This window comes from Nonomuraea pusilla (assembly GCF_900109355.1).
In the GTDB taxonomy this organism is placed as follows: Bacteria; Actinomycetota; Actinomycetes; order Streptosporangiales; family Streptosporangiaceae; genus Nonomuraea; species Nonomuraea pusilla.
In genome coordinates this window covers 70,159-83,298 of the sequence record NZ_FOBF01000032.1, presented here as the reverse complement: position 1 = coordinate 83,298, position 13,140 = coordinate 70,159, and the positions used below count along the sequence as shown (strand labels likewise).

Genomic DNA, 13,140 nt, shown 5'->3' with positions numbered 1-13,140 from the left:
AGGACGATCGTCAGGGAGGCGGTGAAGATCCTGTCCGCGCTCGGGCGGGTCTCGGTGCAGAAGGGCCGGGGCATCTACATCGCCGAGCCGGACGGCGCGCTGTGGAAGGAGTCGTTCTCCCGGTTCCTGCCCGCCGATCTGCGCCAGGTGGACGAGATGTTCGAGTTCCGGCGTCTGGTCGAGACCGCCGCCACCCGCCTGGCCGCGCAGCGCGCCACCCCCGCCCAGGTCAAGGCGCTGCGCCAGGCGGCACAGCAGTCGGCCGACGCGGCGGCCGACGACGACATCGACGCCTTCACCCGAGCCGACGAGACCTTCCACCGGGCCATCGCCACAGCTGCCGCCAACACCTTCCTCGACGCCACCCTGGAGTCGGTCCAGCGCCTGCAGCGGCAGGTCAGCGCGATAGGGCTGGCCGGCGTCGCGGGCGGGTCACTGGTGGTGGCCGCCGAACAGCACCAGGCGATCAGCGCCGCCATCGCGGCCGGCGACCAGAGCCAGGCCACGGACCTCATCGGCGAGCACATCGACATGACCCTGCGGCAGTTCCAGCAGGAGATCCGCCACCGCCTCTTCCCCACCGACTCCTCCTCCTGACCGGCACCACCCCACCCGACGCGAAGGACGACATGCGTATCACCGACGTGACCCTGGAACTGATCGATCTGCCGGCTCAGCCACCCTTTCGCTGGCGCGCGGGGCTGCCCGGCTCGGAGGGGCCGGCAGTAGGCGGCATCCTGCGCGTGCACACCGACGACGGACTGGTCGGCGAGGCACACACCCGGCGCGGACGTATCGTCGCCGACCTGGTGGAGCGCCGCATCCGCGCGGACCTGATCGGCCGCGATCCGCTGTGGCGGGAGCTCATCTGGCACCGCATGTGGGAGCTGGACCGGATCGAGGAGCTCCCCATCTACGTCCTCGGGCTCGTCGACGTCGCGCTGTGGGACCTCGCGGGAAAGGCGGCGAACCTGCCCGTCCACCAGTTGCTCGGCACCTACCGTGACGCCATCCCGGCCTACGCCAGCACGGTGACCTTCTCCAGCGTGGAGGAGTACCTCGACGTCGCCGACCAATGCCTGGACGCCGGCTACGTCGCCATCAAGCTGCACGCCTGGGGTGACGCCCGAGCCGACGCCGAACTGTGCCAGAAGCTGCGGGCGCATGTCGGGGACGCGGTCCCGCTCATGTACGACGGCTCGGCGGGCTTCGACTTCGCCGACGCCGTCTATGTCGGGCAGGCGCTGTCGGAGGCCGGCTACACCTGGTACGAGGAGCCCATGCGGGAGTTCAGCGTGACCTCGTACCGGTGGCTCGCCGAACGCGTCGCCGTGCCCCTCCTGGTCGCCGAGACCTCGGACGGCGCACACCTGAACGTCGCCGACTTCATCAGCGGGGGCGCGGTGGGCAGCGTCCGCACCAGCGCCCAGTACAAGGGCGGCATCACCGGCGCCATGCGCATCGCCCACCTCGCCGACAGCTTCCAGCTCCGCGCGGAGGTCCACGGAACGGGCATCGTCAACGCGCACCTGTGCATGGCCATCCCGAACACCACCTACTACGAGTCCCTGGTCTTCACCAATCCGGTGGTCCGGGAGGCGGCGGTGGGCCCGGACGGCATGCTGCGGGCCCCCAACGCCCCCGGCATCGGATACGAGACGGCCTGAGGCGAAGCGTGGGTGCCGCTCGCACGACAGCGGACGGCAGGTCGAGATCACCGATGTCGTCCTCGAAGCATGTCACGGCCGGGACGTCGGCGACGGCGACAGCTGAGGCCCTCTGACATGATCCGGAACGCCCGCGACCACGAGGACTGCGACGAAGAGCATCGTGAGCGGCCCGGTTCCCGGAGTCCTGGGCCGGACGGGCTCGTGATCGGCCGGCTGGGCCTGGGGTGCGCGCCTCTGGGAAACCTCTACGAAGCGGTGAACGAGCGGGACGCGCTGGACACCGTCCACACCGCGCTTGTCTTTCGCGGGGGTGGGCATCATCGCCGGCGGCGTCTACAACTCGGGCCTGCTGGCGGATCTCAGACCGGGCGCGCCGTTCGACTACCAGTCCGCTCCGGCCGAGCGGCTGGCTCAGGCGTCGGCCGTCCAGGACGTCTGCGTCCGGTACAACGTGCCGCTGAAGGCCGCCGCCGCGCAGTTCCCCTTCGGGCACCCAGCGGTTTCCGGGCTTGTGATCGGCGCCCGGACCGCAGCGGAGGTCCAGGAGAGCGTAACCATGCTCCACACGCCTATTCCAGCCGAAATGTGGATGGAGTTGCGGTCTGTTGGGCTTCTGGATCCTTCGGTACCGACGCCATGAGAATGACCGACCCCGTACGTGCACCTGTGGGACGACCATTCGTGCTTCCAGTGCTTCTCCGTCGGGCTCGACATGTTCGAGCCCGACGCTTCACCGAGCGGAGCCGAGCTGGGGCGTCGAGCGGATCTCCAGCGTGGCCGCCTCGGGGGCGCCGTCGAGCTCCAGTACGACGATCTCGTTGGCGCCCTCGCGCAGCAGCGGCCATGGCACGTAGAGGGTGACCTGCGGCCCTCGTTCCCAGTAGCGGCCCAGGTGGAAGCCGTTGACCCAGACATGTCCCTTGGCCCAGCCAGGCAGCGCGAGGAACCCGTCCAGCGGCCGGCCGACGTGGAGGATGCCCCGGTGGAATGACGGGCCTGCGGCGCTGGTGGTCCTGCCCCACGGCAGCACCGACACGTCGGACAGCGGTACGGGGTCGATCTCCCAGCCGAACAGGTACTGCCGCTCGTGCAACACCCCGTCCAGGACGCCCTTGCGCTCGCCGGTCTTCGGCCCGTAGTTGACCCGGCCCATCGCCTCGACGACCAGGGTCAGATCGCTGCCGCCCGCGGGCGTCCTCAGCGGGAGCGACGTCGTGACGTCGCGCTCCAGAATGCCCGCGGGCACGCCGTCGATCAGCACGTGGGCGCGGTCGTGCAGGCCCTTGACCCGCAGCGGCAGTTCCTCCGTGCGGGGACCGGGCACCCGGGTGCGGTAGACGGCGAGGCCGTAGTCCTGGCCGAGCTCCTCGAACGTCCTGGTCGCGGCGCTGCGCACGGTCCCGGTGGACAGCACGTCGAGGCAGTCGAGCAGCGACAGCCGCTCGGTCAGCTCGATCCGTGTCTCCTCAAGCGTGTCCTCGCACGACTCGGGCACCGGCGGCAGCTCGGTGTAGCGGCCGAGCACGTCGCGATAGGCCCAGAACTTCGGAGTCAGGCCCCCGTGCTCGGCGATCGGGGCGTCGTAGTCGTAGCTCGTGACGGTCGGCTCGTAGCCGCCGTCCGCGTGGTCGCCGCCGGCGTTGGCGCCCGCCATGAAGCCGAAGTTGGTGCCGCCCACCGCCATGTAGAAGTTCACCGAGCCGCGCTCGAGGATCTCCGTGAGCGCCGCTGCGGCGTCCTCCGCGGCGCGGGTGTGGTGCTCCTCACCGAAGTGGTCGAACCAGCCGTTCCAGAACTCCATGCAGAACGGGTCGTCGCCGGGCCGGTGCCTGGCCAGGTTCGCGAACTGGCCGGCGGCGTCGCTGCCGAAGTTCGCGGTGGCGAGCAGACCGGGCAGCGTGCCGCCGGTGAGGTTCAGGTCGGTGGTGCCGTCGGAGGTGAACAGCGGCACGTCGATGCCCCGGCGGGCCAGCCCGTCCGCCAGGTGCTTCAGATAGACGGGGTCAGCGCCGTAGGAGCCGTACTCGTTCTCCACCTGAACCATGATCACGTTGCCGCCTCTGGTCACCTGGTGGGCGGCGATGCGCGGGATCAACTCGTCGAAGTACCGGTCGACCGGATCCAGGAAGCGCGGGTCGTGGCAGCGTAGCGGCCCCGGCAGCCACGACGGCAGGCCGCCGTTCTCCCACTCCGCGCAGATGTACGGCCCCGGCCGCACGATCACGTTCAGATCCGCCTCGGCGGCCCTGGCGAGAAACCCCTCGACGTCGGCCAGCCCGGTGAAGACGAACTCGCCGGGCCGCGGCTCGTGCAGGTTCCACGGCACGTACGTCTCGACCGTGTCCACCCCCATCGCCCTCAGCTTGCCCAGCCGGTCCCGCCACTGCTCCGGCAGCGTGCGGAAGTAGTGCATGGCTCCGCTGAACACCTTCATCGAACATCCTGTTCCGCACGGCGTGCTGCTGCGGCGACCCGCCGAGACCGGCCACGAGCGGCCCGGCGATCGCGGAGACGCGTCCTGAGCGGGCTCACGGCGCAGGCGGTGGCGATGACGGTGCGCTCGTCCATTGGTTTCCTGGTGGCTGAAGATGTGTTGTCGTCGGCCGTGTCGAAGCAGGTGAGGGCCGTCCTCGACTTCCCATCGCGGGGGCCTGAGGCTTCGTACCGGAGTCAGCGGCGCGCTCGGTCGGCGCCGAGAGGGGAGAGGCCACCACGATCGACGACCTTCCATCGCGGCTCGCAACGCACAGGAGGTTCCTTCCATGGGATCGATCGGATACGTCGCGCAACGCGACACGAACCCACGCCCGAGGTGATCTGCGGTTGATGAGTCGTATGTGGCGCCGGCTGATCCGTAGTCTGGCGATAGCAGATCTTACGAGTCAAGCCTCTAGTTGAGATTCATGGCCGCAGGCGAAGCTCTATAGACCGGAAACATGCAGCGATAAGATGCGTCCACACGCAGACACGACGCGAGGGGGGAAGGAATTGAACCAACCATCCGCACGGCAGCGGCAGTCGAGCTCAGAGGCCAACTACCGGCCCGGTTACGAGATCGCCGCGGAGCTGATCCTTGAGTACATCCTCCGTGAGGGGCTTCGCCCGGGGGACCGCCTGCCGACGGAGAAGGAACTGGCAGAGGCGGTACAGATGAGCAGGACGGTCGTGAGAGAGGCGGTGAAGATCCTCTCGGCTCTGAAGAGGCTGAGCGTGCAGAAGGGCCGGGGCATCTACGTCGCCGAGCCGGAGGACGCCCCCTGGCGGGAGTCGTTCGCCCAGTTCCTGCCCGCGGACCTCGGACAGGTGGACCAGATGTTCGAGTTCCGGCGGCACATCGAGTCCGCCACGGCCCGCCTGGCCGCGCAACGAGCCGTGCCCGCACAGGTGAAGGCGTTACACGAGGCGGCGCGGCTCTCGGCGGAAGCCGCCGAGCGTAACGACGTCGAGGACTTCGCACGCTCCGACGAGCAGTTCCACCAGGCGGTCGCTGCCGCCGCGGCCAACATGTTCATGTCGGCGACCATCGAGTCGGTGCAACGCCTCCAGCGGCAGGTCAGCGTCATCGGGCTGGCAGGAGTCGCGGGCGGATCGCTCGTCGTGGCCGCGGACCAGCATCTGGCCATCGCCCAGGCCATCGCCTCCGGCGACGAGGGGCAGGCCGTCACTCTCATGACACAGCACATCGACATGACGAGGCAGCAGTTCCAGGAGGAGATCCGGCACCGCCTCCTGTCCCGAGATGAAGGAACGCACGCGAACCACTGAGGCCACCGTCGAACTCGTCGATCCGCCCGGCAGCCGCCCTTCCGTCCGCGAGCGCGGCTTCCCCGCTCTGAGGGGCCGATCGTGGGCGGCATCCCGCGCGTCCACACCGACGACGGCTTGATCTGTCAGGGGCGATGCGCCGCGAACTGATCGTGGTCGACCTGGTCGAGATCAGGGTCCGCAGGGGGCTGCCTACCGGGGCGCGACCCGGCGGGGTGTCGCCGACCTCGCCGGCGGCTTCCGGCACCGCCCCGCCTGTCCAGAGCTCGGCATGAATGTCTCAGATTCATTGCGAAGAGTGATGTTGATGCCACAGATCTATTGACTGGGCTGAGGCGGCATCACATACTGAGAGCCGAGCGAGATCGGCCGAGTGACCTGCATAAACGCTCTCGTCCTGATGGAAGGAACCCATCGGTGGCGATAGAGGATCAGATATAGATCTGATCTAAGCAACTCTCTCACTTCGCACACCCACGTCGTGTTCAGGTGCGGCGGCGCCGTGCCTGGGGTCATGCACTGATGGCGTCATGTCCATGCGATTCGAAGCTCAGGAGTGCAGATGATCAGATCCCGAGTCGTTTCCGTACCAGCACGGCGTTGATCCAGGTGAAGGCGCTCTCCTGCCCCACGCCGAGGCGCACCGTAGCACCGATGGCATCAAGCCCTCCCCTGAGCAGACGAGAAGTCCGAGCGTCCGCCGCCGCTCCCCCGTCGGCGGCGCTCGGTTAAGGAGACAGCAACAGTGAAGAAGACAACGATCGCCGCCGCGCTGGTGGTGCTGCCGCTCGCCGTGACGGCCTGCGGCTCGTCCTCGTCCGACGGGCCCACGTCCGGGGGCGGCGCCGCCCCCGTCAAGCTCGAGTTCTGGGGCTGGGCCCCCGGCTACGACAAGTCGGTCGAGCTGTTCAACGCCGGCCACAAGGACGTGCAGGTCACCTTCAACAAGCTGCCGTCGGGCGGCAAGGGCGGCTACGACAAGATGTTCACGGCCGTCAAGGCTGGGAACGCGCCCTGCCTGGCTCAGGTCGGTTTCGAGTCGATGCCCACCTTCCTGCTCGAGAACGCCCTGGAGGACATCACCAGCGAAGCCGGAAGCGCCCAGGGGCAGTTCATCCCGTGGACCTGGAACCAGGTCTCCCTCGTCGGCAGAACCTACGGGATCCCGGTCGACACCGGCCCGACGGCCCTGTACTACCGCAAGGACGTCTTCGACAAGTACGGCATCGCTGTACCGAAGACGTGGGACGAGTACGCCAAGGCAGCCGAGAAGCTGCACCAGGCCGACCCCGAGGCGTACATCCTGAACCTGCGAGCCGTCGATCTGGCCGGCCTGGCCTGGCAGAGCGGCGCCAAGTGGTTCTCCACCGCGGGTGACACGTGGAAGGTCGCGGTCAACTCCCCCGAGACCAGGCGGATGGCCGAGTACTGGCAGGGCCTCATCGACAAGAAGCTGGTCAACGTCACCGATGAGGGCTACAGCGCCGCGTGGTGGAGCTCGCTGCAGTCCGGCAAGGTCGCCACCGCCATCGGCGCCGTGTGGCTGCGCCCTCTCATCGCGGAGAACGCGCCGGCGGCCAAGGGCAAGTTCGCCGTCGCGCCGATGCCGCAGTGGGCCGCGGGCGAGAAGAAGTTCGGCAACGAGGGCGGATCCAGTACCGCCGTGTTGAAGGGGTGTGCGCACAAGAAGGAAGCGGTCGAATTCGCCACCTGGATGAGCACCGACCCCGCCAGCCTGAAGAACCTGATCAAGGTGACGGGCATCTACCCGGCCGCCAGCGCGGGACTGTCGCTGCCTGAGGTGGACACGGGCGTCGAGTACTTCGGCGGCCAGAACATCTTCCAGGTGTTCGCCGAGGCTGCCCAGAACACTGACACCAGTTGGCAGTGGGGGCCGATGCAGTCGCAGTTCGGCGCCGATCTCACCGACTCCGTCAACGTCGCGTACTCGGGCAAGGGCACCCTGCCCGCCCAACTGGACATCCTCCAGGGCAAGACCGTCGAGGTGATGAAGTCGAAGGGCCTGAAGGTCGAAGGATGATCCGCCGCCACCGGGTAGCGGCCTTGCTGCTGCTCGCGCCGTTCGTCGTCCTCTTCGCGGCCGTCTTCGTACTGCCGATCGGGTACGCCGTCCACCAGAGCCTGTTCCGGGTCGAGCGGTCCGGGCTCGGGTTAGGCCCGGCGGAGACCGTGTTCGCGGGCTTGTCGAACTACGCGCGGGTGTTCGCCGACAGCGCGTTCGTCGGCAGCGTCGTCCGTGTGATCGCTTTCGGCCTGGTCCAGGTGCCGGTGATGCTCGGGCTGGCCCTGCTGCTGGCACTCCTGCTGGACTCCCGGGCGGCGTGGTTCGGACGGTTCTTCCGGCTGGCCTACTTCCTGCCGTTCGCCATTCCCGGGGTGATCGCGGCGGTCCTGTGGTCCTTCCTCTACGTGCCAGGAATCAGCCCGCTCCCCGCGTTCGACTTCCTCTCCGCCGACACGATCCTGTGGTCGATCGGCAACATCGTCACCTGGTCATGGACGGGATACAACATGGTCATCCTCCATACGTCGCTGCGGTCGATCCCGCGCGAGCTGTTCGAGGCGGCGGAGGTGGACGGATGCTCCGGCTGGCGCATCGCGTGGCACATCAAGATCCCGCTGCTGCGTCCCTCGCTCACCCTGACCGGCGTGTTCTCCATCATCGGCACGCTGCAGCTGTTCGGCGAGCCGATGGTGCTGCGCTCCATGGCCTCCGTGATCAGCGGCGGATACACCCCGGTGATGCTCTCCTACCAGGCGGCGTTCGGGCTCAACGACTACAACTTCGCGGCCGCGATCGCGGTGGTCCTGGCAGTGGCAACGTTCGTCTTCTCGTACGGTTTCCTGCGGCTGAGCAGCAGGGGGACGTGATGCGTGCCACCCGCATGAGCACCCTGGTGCTGCTGCTCGCGATCGCCGGATACTTCCTGCTGCCCGTGTGGTGGCTGATCGTCTCGGCCACCAAGTCGAAGGGCGAGCTGTTCGGCGGCAACGGCTTCTGGTTCGGGGCGGAGCTGCATCTGGCCGACAACGTGGGGAGGGTCTTCACCCACAGCGGCGGCGCCTTCCCCCGATGGGTCCTCAACAGCCTGCTCTACTCCGCCGGAGGCGCGGTGGCGGCGACTCTCCTCGCCGCCATGGCGGGGTACTCGCTGGCCAAGTATCCCTTCCGGGGCCGTGAGGGTCTCTTCGCCGTGATCATCGGCGCGGTGTTGATCCCACCGCCGCTCCTCGCGCTGCCGCTCTATCTGCTGGCCTCGTCCACGGGTGTCGTCAACACCTACTGGTCGGTGCTGATCCCGAGCGTCGTCACCCCGTTCGGGGTCTACCTCGCCCGGGTGTACGCGACGTCCTCCGTCCCGGAGGAGCTGATCGACGCCGCACGGATTGACGGCGCGGGCGACCTGCGCATCTTCTTCACCGTCGCGCTGCGGTTGATGTCGCCCGCTCTGGTCACCATCTTCCTGTTCCAGTTCGTGGGCATCTGGAACAACTTCTTCCTGCCGCTGATGATGCTCGCCGATGACAAGCTCTGGCCGCTGACGCTCGGACTTTACTTCTGGAACAGCCAGCTACGAGACCAGCCCTGGTACGACATCGTGGTGACCGGCTCGCTCATCTCGGTGGTGCCCCTCGTCATCGCCTTCATCGTCCTGCAACGGTACTGGCGTTCGGGACTCGCGGCGGGAAGCCTCAAAGCCTGACAGCCCCCCAGACACAGAGAGACTCTACAACTAATGGGGAAAATCTTAGCCGGCGTGACGGTCATCATGTTGCTGTTCCTCGGCGTCTTCGACACGAAAGCGTATGCGCAGCAGGCGGCCGGGGACGCACCCTTCATCAACTCGTGGCTCGTGTCGGGTCCGTTCGATTCTCCGGTGGTCGAGAAACTCTACGAATGCGAGGCGCGGGAGCCGGTGAATCACGCTCCCAAGGCGTCCGAGATAACGGCTTCCTCATCGACGCTGGCGGTGAATCCGGTCGCCTATCTGGTGGACGGCGATGTCCGGAAGCAGTGGGTGACGGAGAACGATCCCAGCCCGTGGGTGGACCTCAAGTGGCGCGAACCCATCGCCCTCAACGAGGTGCGGATCGCACAGTGGGGTGATTCGCGGCACGTGAACAACTGGTATCACCTCACCTTCACCCTGGACGACGGGAGCAAGGTGGAGTCCGGCCAGGTCGACGGCACGTCCAATCCCACCGTCTATTCGGCACGGCCCGGGCTGAAGAACGTCCGCGAGATGAGGGTCGAGATCGACAAGGGCCGCTCGCCTTACCCGCCGATCACCGGCATCGCCGAGATCGAGGTGTACGACAAGGCGCAGCCCGTCGACGGCAGGACAGAGATCACTCCTGGCCTCGGCGAGTCCATGGGCTTCGGCGGCGAGAGCAGGAAGTGGGAGTACTTCGACGACCGCGTCTACAACCGGAACTACGACGATTACCAGGACCTCTACGGGTACTACACGGTCAAGCAGGGCGTGGACACGAGGAACAAGTACGTCTACGCGCACACCTACGTCTACAGCCCGGCCGAACAGCAGGCCTATGTCAACGTCGGCGCCAGCGGCTCGTACCGGCTCTTCGTCAACGACCGGTGCGTGACGGATCCGAGCACACCTGCCGAAGTGCAGAAGGATCTCACCAAGAGTCCCGTCCAGCTGCACCCGGGCTGGAACAAGCTGATGATCCAGATCAAGCACACCTACACCGAGGACGTGAACGCCAACGGGGTGCCGGTGGCGCAGGACAAGAACGTGGCCTACCTCGGCTTCTACGGCCGGGTCGCGGATCAGGCGGGCAACCGGGTGGCCGGCCTGGTCAACTCTGTCGAGGGGCCGTCGGAGAACCTGCGGATCGTGTCGCAGGGGTTGCCCACCGGCTACAAGGAATGGCCCTACGTCTGGAACAAGTCGGTCAGCGGCAACACCTACGGCGTGTCAGCCTCGGCGTTCCAGTTCATGGCCTCCGGAGGCGCACCGGGATACACCTGGAAGGTGGTCGCCGGGAAACTGCCCGAAGGTCTGGAACTGAATGCGGACGGCACCGTCGCGGACGGGCTGGTGAACGGGAAAGTCGACCTGAACAGCGTCAAGGGCGTCATCAGCGTCGATGCCCGGCCCGGTGACCATCACTTCACGGTCCAGGTGACCGACGGCAAGGGAAGCAGCGCCACGAAGGACTTCACGCTCACCGTGAAGGAACGTCCGAACAAGTGGTTCGAAGAAGGCAGGGTCGGCGCTCTCACCCATGCCACCGGAATCTACAACTACTTCGTGGACCCGAACTTCTCCGTCGACCGGTGGGCGGAGCGGGCCAAGGCCCAAGGACACTCGCTGGTGTCGGTCGAGACGAACCAGCAGGCGTACTTCTGGCCCTCGAAGTTCTGCGATCCGAAGAGCGACAGGCACCTCTACTACCCGAAGGACGAGAGCGGGAAGGTCGTCGACGGTCTCAGGAGGTTCGAGCGGGCGGTCAAGCGTCAGGGCATCAGGTTCGGCCTCTACTACGCCTCCCAGAACACCGACAAGACGGTCCAGGACATCGCCGACCTCATTCACCGCTATGACCCGAGCTACCTGTATTTCGACGGCCCACAGGGACACAAGGCGGAGAATTTCGACGTCATCTACAGCGGCATTCGCAACTACTCCAACGAGATCATCGTGAACTCGAATGCCTGGGGCGAGGAGTACGGCGACCCCGACCTGCGCACCGCCGAGGCGTCGGGAATCTACGCCAACGCGTCCCGCAACCATCTTCTCAAGCGGACGATCATGGAGCCGTGGAAGATGATCCACACCAGGGACGAGCTTTCGCCGTACTACGGCAAGCGTGACGACTACCGGCAGGTGGCGAAGGAGATGGTGATGAACGCCGGCCGGGGTTACGCGGACAACAACGATCAGTCGATCATCGACAGCCGCGGACCGAACTGGCACTCGCCGCAGGAGATCGCCACGCGGTATCCGAAGGCCGCCCAGGAGTTCATCGACGTGCGAGAGAACCTGATCGACTGGTTCGCGCCGGAGGGCGGCCCGGAACGGCACGAGTCCACCACCGGGACGACACCGTACTTCCTGTCCGGCTACGGCTACGAGGACGACGGGCGAGGGAACTACGAGCAGTTCGCCTTCCCCAGCGGCAAGACCGGTCCGCAGTGGGGGTACGCGACCGCCCGGGACAACATCATCTACCTCCACATCATGAAGGGGCCGGACGGCAAGAAGGGCTTCGACGCCATCGCCGGCAGGTCCCTGACCGTCAGCCCGGTCGGCCATCGGGTGGTGTCGGTCACCTGGCTGAACGCGAACGCCCCGATCACCTCGTTCAAGCAGCAGGGCGACAGCCTGTCCATCGACCTGTCCGAGGTGCGTGAGGATCCGGTCGACACGATCATCAAGATCGTTACCGACGATCCGGTCCGGACGTACAAGCTGACCGACGTCGTCGCGACCGCCGAGCAGGTCGCGCCCTCGATGCTGAAAGTCCGCGCCGAGGGACACATGACCTACCCCGCCCTCCGGGCGCAGCTGTCCGACGTGACCTACAGCAGTTCGAACCCCGAGGTGGCGGCCGTGCACGGCCCGGGGGTCGTGACCGCGGTATCGAACGGGACGACGACCATCACGGTGAAGGGCACGCACGAGGGCGTCACCAAGCAGGGCGTGGTGAACGTCAGAGTCAGGGACGGCGTCGTCCACGTGGCCGGCGACATGATCGAGGCATCCCTCCTCGTCGCCGGGAAGGAGGCGTACGGCGCGTTTCCGCTGAACGACGGACTGCCCTACGCGATCACTGGAAGGTCGGCCGAGGGCGGTCCCATCGGACTGGGAGCGGCGCGGATCAGATGGCATGGCGGCATCGTCGATCTGAGCGGTGGCGACAAGTACAAGCCCATCGCCATCCAGGAGGTGGACACGTTCGCCTTCAAACGGAACAAGATCATCACGCCTGCGGTGGAGAAGCCCACGAGGGCGGCCGTGTGGGCGGACGTGACGCTGGACGGCAAGACCGTGACGACCAACAAGGTCTTCATGGATCTACTGCCGTACCGCGACCTCGCGGGCACCGCCGAGATCACCTCGAGCCACCAGCAGAGCGGGGTGGCCAACCTCGTCGACGGCCGGACGATCGAGGGCACCCGGTTCGACGAGTCGAAGTGGTCGGTTCCGGCGGGCGAGGCGGCGTGGATCCAGTTCAAGCTCCCGGCGAGCTCTGACATCTCCAGCATCGCCATCAACTTCAACTCCCTCGATCAGAAGTATCTCAACACGCCCAAGACGATCAAGATCCAGACCAGCGAGGACGGCGCGTCATGGAACGACGCCGGCACCGTCAACGGTCCCACGGGCACCGCCGATTTCGGGTTCTCCACCCAATATCCACTGACCGCCAAGGCCCAGTACGTCAGGTTGGCGTTCAACGGCGACGCGAACGGCTCGGCGATCGACCTGCTCGAGGTGGCCGTCAACGGCAGGTAGCGGGACGGGAGGTCATCCCGGCATGAACAACCGACCGTGATGACCTCCTCGTCGGCATGCGGCCCCGATCGCCGCCGGTTCAGACGGCCGGCGGCGTGCTTCCTCGGCGGTTCCGTCCGGCGATCTCGCTTCGGACAGGACGACGGCGCGGTGTCGGCGTCGATGTCATGACCAGTCCTCGGGCTCGCCTCTTCGCC

General features: G+C 66.8%; 9 protein-coding genes. 8 read left to right on the top strand and 1 reads right to left on the bottom strand.

The features are described from left to right. The 3 genes from BMX74_RS40130 to BMX74_RS40120 form a co-directional block, all read left to right on the top strand. Window positions 1–597: FadR/GntR family transcriptional regulator (locus tag BMX74_RS40130; RefSeq protein WP_091098922.1), on the top strand; the 597-nt coding region annotated here is incomplete at its 5' end. A gap of 32 nt (window positions 598–629) precedes the next feature. Next, a complete protein-coding gene (locus tag BMX74_RS40125) occupies window positions 630–1,667 on the top strand; it encodes an enolase C-terminal domain-like protein (protein WP_055501982.1) in 1,038 nt (345 codons plus the stop codon). 313 nt (window positions 1,668–1,980) lie between these two features. After that, on the top strand, window positions 1,981–2,310 hold the full coding sequence (locus BMX74_RS40120; protein WP_091105656.1) for an aldo/keto reductase: 330 nt from the start codon (window positions 1,981–1,983) through the stop codon (window positions 2,308–2,310). Between the two features lie 90 nt (window positions 2,311–2,400). On the opposite strand, the gene BMX74_RS40115 is transcribed toward BMX74_RS40120, so the two are convergent. Continuing rightward, entirely contained in the window at window positions 2,401–4,104 is a 1,704-nt protein-coding gene (locus tag BMX74_RS40115) for a glycoside hydrolase family 35 protein (protein WP_091105654.1), read from the bottom strand. Between the two features lie 554 nt (window positions 4,105–4,658). On the opposite strand from BMX74_RS40115, the gene BMX74_RS40110 reads away from it, so the two are divergent. From BMX74_RS40110 to BMX74_RS40090, 5 genes are all read left to right on the top strand, one after another. Beyond that, window positions 4,659–5,435: a FadR/GntR family transcriptional regulator gene (locus BMX74_RS40110; RefSeq protein ID WP_218154221.1), complete on the top strand. Its 777-nt coding sequence runs from the start codon at window positions 4,659–4,661 to the stop codon at window positions 5,433–5,435. 745 nt (window positions 5,436–6,180) lie between these two features. Continuing rightward, on the top strand, window positions 6,181–7,476 hold the full coding sequence (locus tag BMX74_RS40105) for an ABC transporter substrate-binding protein (RefSeq protein WP_218154220.1): 1,296 nt from the start codon (window positions 6,181–6,183) through the stop codon (window positions 7,474–7,476). Next, a complete protein-coding gene (locus BMX74_RS40100) occupies window positions 7,473–8,327 on the top strand; it encodes a carbohydrate ABC transporter permease (RefSeq protein ID WP_091105651.1) in 855 nt (284 codons plus the stop codon). Before BMX74_RS40105 ends, BMX74_RS40100 begins: the two co-directional genes overlap by 4 nt. Next, the gene (locus BMX74_RS40095; RefSeq protein ID WP_055501987.1) at window positions 8,327–9,160 is read left to right on the top strand and encodes a carbohydrate ABC transporter permease; all 834 of its coding nucleotides are present in this window, start codon (window positions 8,327–8,329) and stop codon (window positions 9,158–9,160) included. Before BMX74_RS40100 ends, BMX74_RS40095 begins: the two co-directional genes overlap by 1 nt. A gap of 315 nt (window positions 9,161–9,475) precedes the next feature. Then, window positions 9,476–12,943: a discoidin domain-containing protein gene (locus BMX74_RS40090; protein WP_177227695.1), complete on the top strand. Its 3,468-nt coding sequence runs from the start codon at window positions 9,476–9,478 to the stop codon at window positions 12,941–12,943. Window positions 12,944–13,140 lie beyond the last annotated feature (197 nt).

Bases quoted from the DNA above. Each gene is read 5' to 3' on its own strand.
- BMX74_RS40095 (WP_055501987.1), top strand. From the start codon at position 8,327: ATGCGTGCCACCCGCATGAGCACCCTGGTGCTGCTGCTCGCGATCGCC.
- BMX74_RS40115 (WP_091105654.1), bottom strand. From the start codon at position 4,104: ATGAAGGTGTTCAGCGGAGCCATGCACTACTTCCGCACGCTGCCGGAG.
- BMX74_RS40125 (WP_055501982.1), top strand. From the start codon at position 630: ATGCGTATCACCGACGTGACCCTGGAACTGATCGATCTGCCGGCTCAG.
- BMX74_RS40100 (WP_091105651.1), top strand. From the start codon at position 7,473: ATGATCCGCCGCCACCGGGTAGCGGCCTTGCTGCTGCTCGCGCCGTTC.